This window comes from Hyalangium sp. (assembly GCF_035629615.1).
Lineage (GTDB): Bacteria > Myxococcota > Myxococcia > Myxococcales > Myxococcaceae > Hyalangium.
Genome location: NZ_DASPHO010000611.1, coordinates 1 through 10,794 on the forward strand (window position 1 = coordinate 1; position 10,794 = coordinate 10,794).

Here is a 10,794-nt window from a genome sequence, read left to right on the forward strand (position 1 = left end):
CGGGTGGGAGGCCACACGCCGGCTCAAGGGCGACGAGCGCACGAAGAACATCCCCGTGGTGGCGCTGACCGGGCATGCCCTGGCCAACGAGCAGGGCGGAGCGCACGAGGTGAAGTGCGATGCCTTCGTCATCAAGCCCTGCCTGCCGGACACCCTGGTGGCGGAGGTGAAGAGGGTGCTGGCAGCCCGTGTCCGGTGAGGAGAGGCCATGGCACGGACGCCGTCCCTCTACCTCTACGGGGTGCTGCGCGCGACGGAGGAGCAGAGCTTCGGTGCCATCGGCCTGGGCACGCCCCCGGCCCTGGTGGAGACGGTGCTGCACGGGAACCTGGCAGCGGTGGTGTCCGAGGGCCCGGCCGGAGTGCCGGATCCGACGAGGGATCACCTGATCGCCCACCAGCGAGTGCAGGAGGCCGTCCTCCGAGAGCACACGCTGCTGCCCGCGGCCTTCGGGCTCACCTTCCGGGACCGCGAGCAGGTGGTGGAGCTGCTGCGCTCAGGTCATGACGCCTTCACGGGGGTGCTGGCACGGCTGGAGGGGCACATCGAGCTGGGGCTCAAGGTGCTCTGGGACCAGGACGTCATCTCCCGGGAGGTGGCCGAGCATGACGCTCAGGCCCTGGTGGAGGAACTGAGGCCCCAGGCCACCGCGGTGCGGGTGGTGAGCCCCCTTGGCGAGCGGATGGTCCTGAATGCGGCCTTCCTCGTGGCGCGCGAGCAGGAGGCGGCCTTCGATGCGAAGGTGCGCTCCCTGGCCGCGCGCTTCGAGCGGCTCGCGCTCCTGTACACCGGCCCGTGGGCGCCCTACCACTTCGCGGACATCCTCCTGCGCCAGGAGCCCGAGACGGCGGAGCTCCCCGAGGACCCGGGCTAGCGCGGGCTCAGCTCCCCGAGGCGATCTTGATGCCCTCGTTCGCCAGCGTGTCGAAGCCGGCGTGGAGCCGGACCCAACCCGCGCTGTGCTCGCTCCGCGCGAAGTACTCGTTCTTGGTGTTCTTCGCGAGGACGAGGAACCCCAGCTCCTTGCCGCCCTTCCGGTACTCCACGCGGACCAGCTCCTCCACCGGTCCGCCTGGCGGCTCCTCTCCCCGGCCGAGCACGTCCATCGCCGCCATCCGCCAGACGCGATCGTGCCAGTTGCGGACGAACTCGTCCGGCTTGTCCGGCGCGCTCTGGGGAGCGATCGTCACAGGCGTCGGAGGCTTGCCGCTCGCGATGAACGTCCGCGAGTTCTTCCCCTGGGAGATGGTGATGGTGTCGTAGTCCCCCTCCTCGAAGGTGTGCAGCCGGCGGTCCACGAGCCGGTTCCCCGCGTTCTCGAAGTCCGTGACAATTGTCGTCACCAGCAGGAAGACCTTGCCGTCCTCGCGCAGCGCGTAGGGCGTTCCCCAAGGTGCCGATGAAGAGGGGCCCGGCAGCGAGAGCACCTGCTCGCGGCCATCCACCGTGAACGTCAGCTTGCGCGGGCTGTTCACCAGCCCCAGCTCCTCGAGCTTCTTCGCGTCCAGCTGGCCCAGCGCCCGCGAGCCCTTCACCGGCGCCAGTCGGCCGAACAGGGCCTCCGCGTTCTGGTTGGCACGCAGCTCACGCGGAGGAGGAGGCGGCGCGGGCGGTGTCGCGGCCTTGGCCGCTCCTTCAGAGGCCAGCGCAGTTCCGCCATCCGCCGTGCCACCGGGCACGCCACCGTCCGCCGTGCCACCGTCCGCCGCAGCCGGAGCGGGCGGCGGAGGCTTGGGCTTCTCCCCGATCAGCACCAGGAGCTTGTCCTCGTCCTTCGGGTCGCGGAACAGCTCCGCGAAGCGCGTCGCATCCTCGAAGCGCACCCGCTGGAGCGCCCGCTTGGAGATGTCCAGCACGGTGATCTCACCGGGCTGTCCCTCCGGCTCTCGCTGCCAGGTGAGATAGGCCGCCAGCAGTCCCGCGACCGCCAGCACACCCTGCAGCGCCACCCCACGCGCGTTCATCGCGCACCTCCTTCCGGCACAGCCGGCGCACGCCGGCCCCGCCGTCGCGTCACGAAGAAGCCCACCGCCAGCACCATCGCCGGCGCCAGGAGCACCGTTGCCCAGAACCAGAGCACGTCCTGCTCGCGCGTGTGCTGGATGGGCACATCCTCCTCACTGGACACCTTGCCGGAGATGGCCTCCTCGCCCGTGAGCCAGCGCAGCGCATCCATCGCCAGGTAGACGTTGCCCAGGTTCGGCAGCACGCCGTCCATCAGCGCGTCCGAGTCACCCATCACCACCGCCCGAGCAGGATCCTTGCCGGTGCCCTTCTTCTGCACCGCCACCACGAGCGGCCAGTTGCGGCGCTCCTCGCCTGGGTCCTCGGTGAAGTTGTTGTTGGGATCCGGGAACGTGGCCTCGTGGGCCCGCACCGTCACGTCCAGGTTGATGCCCTCCGGCGGAGGCATGACGGGCTCGAGCGCGCCCGCCCCCAGCAAGGCCACCGGCCCCTGCCCGCCCAGCTGGGCCAGCGTGGAGACGGAGGGGTGCGAGGAGTAGCTCGCCGTGCCCAGGTTGGTGCGATCGCTCGGCTGGCGCGTGGCCCGGAAGTACACCTGATCGTTGGCGAGCATCGTCTTCAGGTACTTCACCCCGAGCATCCGCAGCAGCTCCTCCTGGTCGGTGCCCTCGGGATCCAGCGCGATCCACAGCCGCCCGCCCTTCTCGAAGTAGTCGCGCAGGGAGGTGACTTCCTCCGGGAGGAAGTCCTTCGTGGGGCCGAGGATGATGACCGCCGCCGCGTCGCGCGGCACCTCCTGGCCCAGCCCCTCGGCGGCGCTCAACGTCTGCACCTCCACGTTCTGCCCGCGCAGCAGCTCCTTGAGCTGCGAGATGCCGGGGCGCGGCGTCTCCCCCGGCGGAGGCTTCGCATCGCCGCGCTCACCGTGGCCCTCCGTGATGTAGACCACGCGCTTCGGCCGAGCCACCGTGAGCAGCCGCTTCTGCACCTCCTGATCCAGCCGCTGGAGCTGCCCACGAGCCCGCTCGATCTCCAGGCCCACCGTGTGGATCTCGCGCTGCTCCCCGCGAGAGAGGACGACGACGCCGTTGGTGGTGACTCCCAGCGTGCGGGCCCGCGCCGGCTCCACGGCCTGGTCCAGCCGCTCCACCTGGAGCTGCGGGGACTCCTTGGCCAGCTCGCGGAAGTACTGCGCCACCGCCTCGCCCACGTCGTTGGCGGGCGGGAAGAAGAGCGTCACCTGCAGCGGCTCTGTGAGGGCGCTCACGATCTTCTTGCTGGAGTCCCCCGGCCGGGCGGTGCGGAAGTAGGACAGGTCCCACGTCACGTCCCGCTGCGTGGCCACGAACATGGCCGAGAAGACGAAGATGAGCACGAAGGACGTGCCCACGCCGGACAAGAGCGCCCCGCGCGCCCGATCCGTCTCCAGCACCGGCGCACGCACCATGGCCGCGGCGGAGGCCTCCAGCAGCGCCAGCGGCAGCAGCGACAGCACCAGCAGCGCCGGGAAGAGCGCCTGGAAGGCCACCGCCAGCTTCGGCGAGGACTGCGACAGCGACGCGCCGAGCACCCGCGCCCCCAGCTCCGACTGAGCCGTGAAGAGCAGCAGCCCGACGAAGCCGATGACGTAGCAGAGCAGCGCCCAGCTCCACAGCACCTTGCGCTCGCCGCTGGCCTGGGCCATCCGCAGCGCGCCCCAGGCAATGAGCGCCAGCAGCAGCACCGTGCGCACCACCACCGTGGCGGTGAGCGCCGTGCCCGCGCCGGCGATTCGCTCGGCAATCAGGCCGAGCACCAGCACCACCGCGAAGGCGATGCTCAAGAAGAGACTGCTGCCTCGGGAGTTCATCGCCACCTCCGGGCTTCGAGCACCCGTGTGGCCCCGAAGAGCGCCACGTAGGTGAGCAACAGGTAGTAGGCCACGTCCCGCACATGCACCAGGCCCCCCTGGAACGGTGGGAAGTGCTGGTTCCAGAGCGACATCGCGCTGAACACACCCGCGAGCGGCTGCTCGGCGATGCGCGCCAGCAGCCAGCACAGGATGAGCCCCACCAGCATCACCGCGGTGAGGATGGCGGCCATGATCTGGTTGCGCGCCAGCGCCGAGCCGAACGTCCCCACGGCCAGGGACGCGCTGCCCAGCAGCAGCAGCCCCAGGTAGCCCGCGAAGATGTGACCCGCGGACACCTTCCCGTGCACGGCGACCAGCAGCGGCATGTAGATCGTGCACGCCAGGTAGATCGCCAGGAAGGCCAGCCCCGCCAGGTACTTGCCCAGGACGATGTCCCGATCCCTCAGCGGGGAGGAGTACAGCAGCGGCAGCGTGCCGGCCTGCCGCTCCTCGGCCAGCAGCCGCATGGAGATGAACACCGAGGCGACGATGGTGAAGCCGCTCGAGTAGTAGAAGAAGTTGGAGAGCACCGTCGCGGAGCGCTCCGCCGCCTTGCCCAGAGCGAACGCGTTGAAGAACAGCCCGTTCAGCGCGAGGATCGCCGCGATGATGATGTAGCCGCTCAGCGAGCGCAGGTACCCCGCCAGCTCGCGGCGTGCAATGAGCAGCGCCTTCATGATGCCACCTCCCGGGGCGACGCCCCGCCATGCCGGGTCAGGCTCAGGAAGATGGACTCCAGCCGCTGCGTGCCGCGATCCAGCCGGAGCAGCTCCAGCCCCGCGCCCACCAGCGCCTGCGCCACCTTGGGCCTCAGGTCCGGAGACACCTCCACGCGCAGGGACAGGAACGCCCCATCCTCCTGCGCCACCGTCACCGGGCCCAGCCCCGCCAGCACCTCCAGGGCCTTCGTCCTATCCCCTCTCACGTCCACTTCGATGGTGCCCCCGCCCAGCTTGCGCGCCAGCTCCTCCTCCGTCCCCTGAGCCACCAGCTGCCCGCCGCTGATGATGAGCAGCCTGTCACACGTCTCGCTGATCTCCGGGAGGATGTGGCTGGACACCAGCACCGTGTGCGTGCCCTTGAGGTTGCGGATGAGCTCGCGCATGCCACGGATCTGCGCCGGATCCAGGCCGCTGGTGGGCTCGTCCAGGATGAGGAAGGCCGGGCGGTGCACCAGCGCCTGCGCCACCCCCACGCGCTGCCGGTAGCCGTGGCTCAGCGTGGAGATGAGCGCCCCGTCCATGTCGCGCAGCGCCGTCTTCTCCTCGGCCTCGGTGACACGCGAGCGAGCCTCGCTCGCCGGCACCCCGCGCAGCTGGGCCACGTAGGCGAGGTACTCGCCCACCGTCATCTCGTCATAGAGCGGCGGCGTGTCCGGCAGGAACCCGATGCGCTTGCGCACCTCGTGCGGATCGCGCACCGCGTCGTACCCGTCTATCACCACTCGCCCTGAGGTAGGCAGGAGCACACACCCGAGAACCTTCAGCGTCGTCGTCTTCCCCGCTCCGTTGAGCCCGAGGAAGCCGATGACCTCACCCTTGTTGATGGTGAAGGCCAGATCTCGAATCGCGGCATGCTCGCCGTAGTACTTCGTGAGCCCTTCGACCTGGATCATCCGGGACCCTCTGTACCTGGGAAAAAGCGCGTCTTAATTCGCGCAGCAATGGCGTTTGTCAAGCTTCATCCGGAGCCGCCGAGTGGGTGAACTCGGGGCCCGCCGTGGTGCGACCCAGCGTGAAGCGCAGGGCGTCCTCCAGTTGGGGGTGCATGAACGGAAAGCCGAGGCGCTCGGCCACCTCGGGGCGGACATGGGTGCTCGAGAGCAGGGTCTCCTTCCCCATCTCGCCGAACAGCGTGCGCACCGCCACCGCCGGCAGCGGGAACACCGCCGGCCGGGAGAGCACCTTGCCCAGCGTGCGGGCCAGCTCTCCCTGGCGCACCGCCTGGGGGGCCACCGCGTTCACGGGCCCTCGCAGCTCCGAGTTGAAGAGGGCCAGGTGGGTGAGCCCCAGCACATCCTCGAGCGAGACCCAGCTCAGCCACTGCTGGCCGCCGGCCACCGGTCCCCCGCCGCCCATGAGGAAGGGGGGCACGAGCTGCGTCAGCGCCCCACCCCGCATGTCCAGCACCACGCCGATGCGCAGGTGCACCACGCGGATGCCCGCCTCCTCCGCGGCCGCCGTGGAGGCCTCCCACTGCCGGCACACGCTGGCCAGGAAGCCGTCGCCCGGAGGGCTCACCTCCGTCACTACGTCATCTCCGCGATTGCCGTAGAAGCCGATGGCCGCGGCGCACACCAGCACCCGGGGCTTCTTCTGGAGGCGGGCGAGCGCCTCGCACAGCACGCGTGTGCCCTGGGTCCGGCTGCGGAGGATGAGCTCCTTGGCCTCGGGCGTCCACCGCTGGGCCACGTTCGCGCCCGCAAGGTGCACCACCGCGTCCACGCCCTCCAGCGCCGCCGTGTCGATCTCCCCCTTGTCCGGGTTCCACGCCACGTCCCCTCGCGCCGGGCTCGCACGCCCTCGCACCAGCCGCCGGACTTTGTGGCCGCCCGTGGTGAGGAAGGGCACCAGCGAGCTGCCCACCAGCCCGGTGGCCCCCGTCACCCCCACCGTGAGCGGCCCCTGCCCCGCGAAGGCCGCGTGCCGCCGCAGATCCTCCCGCGTCACCGCGTGCCGGTACGCGAATGTCTGCTCCAGCCGGCGCCGCACCATGCCGCCCCCCACCGCCTGCCCCGCCGCTCCCAGCGGCAGCCCGTAGACGATCTCGTCCTCCAGCACCGAGGAGGCGGGAGGCTCGGGCCACATGCGGTGCGTGTGCACCCAGCGGGAGAAGGGGCCGGACTCCTGCTCATCCTGGAAGAGCGAGCCCTCGATGTACTTGGAGTGCCGCGCCACCCACGTCTGGCGCACGGGCCCTACCCGCATCCGGAGCTTCACGCGGGCGCCCTCGCGGATGCCGTCCCCGCTGCGCTCCAGCACCTCCAAGGACTCCCAGGCGGGCGTCAGCCGCTCGAAGGCCCCTTCCCGGGCATGCCAGGCGAACAGCTCCGTGGCCGACACCGGCATCCGGCTGCGAGCATCGAACATCCTGGACTTGCTCATGACCCCTCTCGGCCGCGACAGTGAGGCCGCGCATGCTTACCCCGGAGCTCATCGATCGCGCAGTGGAAATCCTTCGGCAGGGCGGTGTCATCGCCCTGCCCACGGAGACCGTGTACGGCCTGGCCGCCAACGCCGAGGATGAGCTGGCCGTGCGCCGCATCTTCGCCATCAAGGGCCGGCCGGCCACCCACCCGCTCATCGTCCACCTGCCGGATGCCGAGGCCCTCCCCCAGTGGGCGAGCGAGGTGCCGGACAGCGCCCTCCGCCTGGCGGCCGCCTTCTGGCCCGGCCCGCTCACCCTGGTGCTCCGGCGCACCTCCCGTGCCACCGACGCCGTCACCGGAGGCCAGGACACCGTCGCCCTGCGCGTGCCCCACCACCCCGTCGCCCTCGCCGTCCTCCGGGCGCTCGGAGGGGGGCTGGCCGCCCCCAGCGCCAACCGCTTCGGCCGCGTCAGCCCCACCACCGCCGAGCATGTGCGCCAGGACCTCGGGGACGAGGTGGACCTCCTGCTCGACGGCGGCCCCTGCACGGTGGGTGTCGAGTCCACCATCGTCGATCTCAGCTCCGGCGAGCCCGCCCTCCTGCGCCCTGGAGGCCTGCCCACCGAGGAGCTGGAGCGCGTCCTCGGGCGCCCGGTTCCTGTACGCACCGCGTCAACCGTGCGCGTCTCCGGCTCGCTGCCCTCCCACTACGCCCCGCGGGTGGGCGTGGTGCTCGTGGAGCCCGCCGAGGCCGTCGCTCGGGCCGAGAGCTTGCGCCTCCAAGGACTCGTGGTGGGCGTGCTCGGCCCGCAGAGCCTGTCCCTCCCGAGAGATCTGCGGCGCTTCGACATCCCCGAGGACCCTGCCGGCGCCGCGCGCCTCCTCTACCTGCGCCTGCGCGAGGCGGACATGGCGGGGCTGGACATGCTCGTGGCGTGCCTGCCCCCCGCGCAGGGCCTGGGACTGGCAGTGAGGGACCGGCTCGCCCGCGCCGCTGCTCCCCGTCCTTCGGACTCTTGAAGCCTCGGGGTAGTCTCCGCTATCCCCGCTCCTGCTTCCTCGTCCGGAGAGTGCCACCTTGAAGCGAAGTCTGCTGAGCCTCCTCCTCCTCGGTGCCCTGGCCGCGTGCAATGACAAGCCGCCCGGCCAGCTCGAGCCCATTCCCCGTCCCGCTGGCTACCAGGAGCCGCCCAAGGAAGAGGCACCCAAGAGGACCGAGCCCGCGCCGGATCCCAACAAGGTGGTGCTGCGCTGGAAGCTCGCCGTGGGCACGCCCGTGGCCTTCCGCCTGGAGGGCACCCCGGAGGCAGGGGGGAGCGCCCTGAAGGCGGTCTACGTCCTCCAGCACCCCCAGTCCGGGGACAACGTGCTTCGCATCGCGCGGAACACGGCTCCGGAGGAGGGCACCTTCAGTGAGCGCGGCTTCATCCTGGATGGGCTCGGCAGCGTGGACCGGAACCTCGCGACGATCCTGCTGGAGCTGCCCAAGGATCCGGTGGGCGTGGGCGACACGTGGACGCTGGGCACCGATCTGGTGAACCCCGAGCCGCTCGGGCCGAACTTCAACTCGAAGAAGTCGGATCGGCGCAACGCCGTGAAGCTCGCCTCGCTCACCCCGGAGGGCGACGATCGGGTCGCCACCCTCGAGTATGAGCTCTCCGAGCTCGTGAGCGGCAGCCTCCCACCCGGTGCGCCGCTCGCCCCGGGCGCCGCCTCGGAGACTTCGCCGCTCAAGGCCGCCCCCGAGAAGGGCAAGGGCAAGGGCAAGAAGCCCGCGACAGCCGTTGATCACCATGACGAGAGGTCGCGGACCCCCCTCGAGATCACCTCCGAGGTGACATTCAAGGGGAGCGGCCAGTTCCTGGTGAAGGCGGGCCGCTGGCGCTCCTGGCAGGGCACGCTCTCCTCGAAGACGCAGGGCTACACACCGGCCCCGGGCAAGTCCCCGGCGCAGGTGCCCCCGGGCACGCTCCGGCTGCAGCTCACCGCGCTGGACTCGGTTCCCGCGGAGCTGCTGCAGCCCGCCGCGAAGAAGTAGCTGCAGGCCCGGCGCCGTCCGCCTCCCGCCCGAGGCGGACGCTCCCGAGGGCCCGGAGCCCCAGGTCCCTCACGGGTTGATTCTTGCCGCAGGGCGCGCGCGGATGACACTCTCCGGCCCTCCTTCTCCCTCGTGAGGGCCCTCCCATGGCGCTGCAGCCCGCTGTGTATCTCCGGTTCGTCCTGGCACTGCTTGTCCTGCACGTGGCGAGCGCGTGTGGCGGCGATCCGCAACCGCCGCCGCCTGAAGAGGACACCTCGGCCCCCACGAGCCGCGCGGAGCCCGCGGGCGGCACCTTCACCTCACCTGTCTCCGTGTCGCTGAGCTGCGACGACGGCGGCGGGAGCGGTTGCTCGGGGACGCACTACACCACGGACGGCTCCACACCCTCGACCAGCTCCTCCCGCTACAGCGCCCCCATCGCCCTCTCGGCCACCACCACCCTGAGGTTCTTCTCGGTGGATGCGGCCGGCAACTCCGAGGCGGTGAAGACGGAGCAGTACACCCTCAATCTGGCCTCGGTCACGGTGACCGCCGCTCCCCAGGGGGGCACGTATGGCTCGGCCCAGACCGTCACCCTCACGTGCAGCGCCAGCGCGGGCTCGAGCTGTGGCTCCATCCACTACACCACGGATGGCTCCACCCCGACGACGTCCTCCCCGGCCTACTCCGCGCCACTCACGGTGAGCACGAGCACCACGCTGCGCTTCTTTGCCACCGACAACCTCGGCCGCGCCTCGGCGGTGGTGACCGAGACATACGTCATCGACCCCACGCCTCCGACGACCACCGCGAGCCCGGCGGGCGGCGCCTACGACTCCGTCCAGAGCGTCACCCTGAGCTGTGACGACGGGACGGGCTCGGGCTGTCAGGCCACCTACTACACGACGAATGGCAGCACGCCGACCCCGAGCTCGAGCATGTACACCGGCCCCATCCTCATCGACCGGCCCCTGACGCTGAAGTTCTTCTCGGTAGACCGGCAGGGCAACGCCGAGCCGGCGAAGAGCGAGGACTACACCTTCACCACCGACGTCACCCCGCCCACGACGACGGCCAGCCCGGCCGGGGGCGTGTACCCCACGGCGCAGAATGTCACGCTCACCTGCGATGACGGCGCGGGCGGCTCCGGCTGCGCGAACACGTACTACACAACGGACGGGAGCACTCCCACCCCGTCCTCTCCTCGCTATACGAGCCCGATCTCCATCAGCGCCCACACCGTGGTGAAGTTCTTCTCGGTGGACCAGCTCGGCAACAGCGAGGCTGCGTCCGTGAAGAGCGTGTCGTACTTCATCGGCCAATCGCCGGCCTCTACCTCCGCCCAGATTGCCGCCGTGCGCGCCGCGGCCGATGGCGCGCTGAACCAGTCCATCGAGCTGGCGCTCGTCACCTACAAGAAGCCGCCGGTCGGCTCCGACGCCGCGGGCTTCTTCCTCCAGGCCGAGCCCTCTGGCCCAGCCCTCTTCGTGGCGGTGTCCCCCAGCACCCTCAATCCCGTGCCCTCGGCCGGAGACCGGGTGACGCTGGTGGCCACGCAGAAGGCCACGGTGAGCGGCAGGGTGCATGTGACAGCCGTCACCGGCTTCCTCCGCAATGGCACCGGCGAGTCAGTGGAGCCCCTGCGGACCGATGTGACGGGCGTTGACCTGCCCGCCTCCGTGGACACCTACGAGAGCGAGCTCATCGCCATCCGCGGCACGCTGCTGGACACCTTCGCACCGTCTGGCGCGGGGCACGTCGCCGCCACCCTGTCCACCACCGGCACGCCCAACAACAGCAACCTCCAGCTGCGCCTGCCCAACTCCCTGC

The 10,794-nt window shown here is 70.7% G+C and carries 10 protein-coding genes; 5 read left to right on the forward strand and 5 right to left on the reverse strand.

The window, feature by feature from the left end:
• Both VD972_RS30940 and VD972_RS30945 read left to right on the forward strand, forming a co-directional pair.
• The coding region (locus VD972_RS30940) for a response regulator (protein WP_414654155.1) at positions 1–199 on the forward strand (199 nt) is incomplete at its 5' end.
• 9 nt (positions 200–208) lie between these two features.
• The gene (locus VD972_RS30945; protein WP_324992380.1) at positions 209–874 is read left to right on the forward strand and encodes a GvpL/GvpF family gas vesicle protein; all 666 of its coding nucleotides are present in this window, start codon (positions 209–211) and stop codon (positions 872–874) included.
• A gap of 7 nt (positions 875–881) precedes the next feature.
• On the opposite strand, the gene VD972_RS30950 is transcribed toward VD972_RS30945, so the two are convergent.
• Genes VD972_RS30950 through VD972_RS30970 form a run of 5 tightly spaced genes read right to left on the reverse strand, consistent with a single transcriptional unit; the run spans position 882 to position 6,960 of the window.
• On the reverse strand, positions 882–1,964 hold the full coding sequence (locus VD972_RS30950; protein ID WP_324992381.1) for a hypothetical protein: 1,083 nt from the start codon (positions 1,962–1,964) through the stop codon (positions 882–884).
• On the reverse strand, positions 1,961–3,814 hold the full coding sequence (locus tag VD972_RS30955; RefSeq protein WP_324992382.1) for a Gldg family protein: 1,854 nt from the start codon (positions 3,812–3,814) through the stop codon (positions 1,961–1,963). Before VD972_RS30955 ends, VD972_RS30950 begins: the two co-directional genes overlap by 4 nt.
• Complete coding sequence (locus tag VD972_RS30960) at positions 3,811–4,533, reverse strand: ABC transporter permease (protein ID WP_324992383.1); 723 nt, start codon at positions 4,531–4,533, stop codon at positions 3,811–3,813. Before VD972_RS30960 ends, VD972_RS30955 begins: the two co-directional genes overlap by 4 nt.
• Positions 4,530–5,471 carry an ABC transporter ATP-binding protein gene (locus tag VD972_RS30965; protein ID WP_324992384.1) on the reverse strand — a complete coding sequence of 314 codons (942 nt, stop codon included), beginning with the start codon at positions 5,469–5,471 and terminating at the stop codon, positions 4,530–4,532. The genes VD972_RS30960 and VD972_RS30965 overlap by 4 nt, the downstream gene beginning before the upstream one ends.
• Positions 5,472–5,529: 58 nt before the next feature.
• A complete protein-coding gene (locus VD972_RS30970; protein ID WP_324992385.1) occupies positions 5,530–6,960 on the reverse strand; it encodes a TIGR01777 family oxidoreductase in 1,431 nt (476 codons plus the stop codon).
• Between the two features lie 32 nt (positions 6,961–6,992).
• On the opposite strand from VD972_RS30970, the gene VD972_RS30975 reads away from it, so the two are divergent.
• The 3 genes from VD972_RS30975 to VD972_RS30985 all read left to right on the forward strand — a co-directional run.
• On the forward strand, positions 6,993–7,964 hold the full coding sequence (locus VD972_RS30975) for an L-threonylcarbamoyladenylate synthase (protein ID WP_324992386.1): 972 nt from the start codon (positions 6,993–6,995) through the stop codon (positions 7,962–7,964).
• A 58-nt stretch (positions 7,965–8,022) separates the two neighbouring features.
• Entirely contained in the window at positions 8,023–8,982 is a 960-nt protein-coding gene (locus VD972_RS30980) for a hypothetical protein (RefSeq protein WP_324992387.1), read from the forward strand.
• 146 nt (positions 8,983–9,128) lie between these two features.
• The coding region (locus VD972_RS30985) for a chitobiase/beta-hexosaminidase C-terminal domain-containing protein (RefSeq protein WP_324992388.1) at positions 9,129–10,794 on the forward strand (1,666 nt) is incomplete at its 3' end.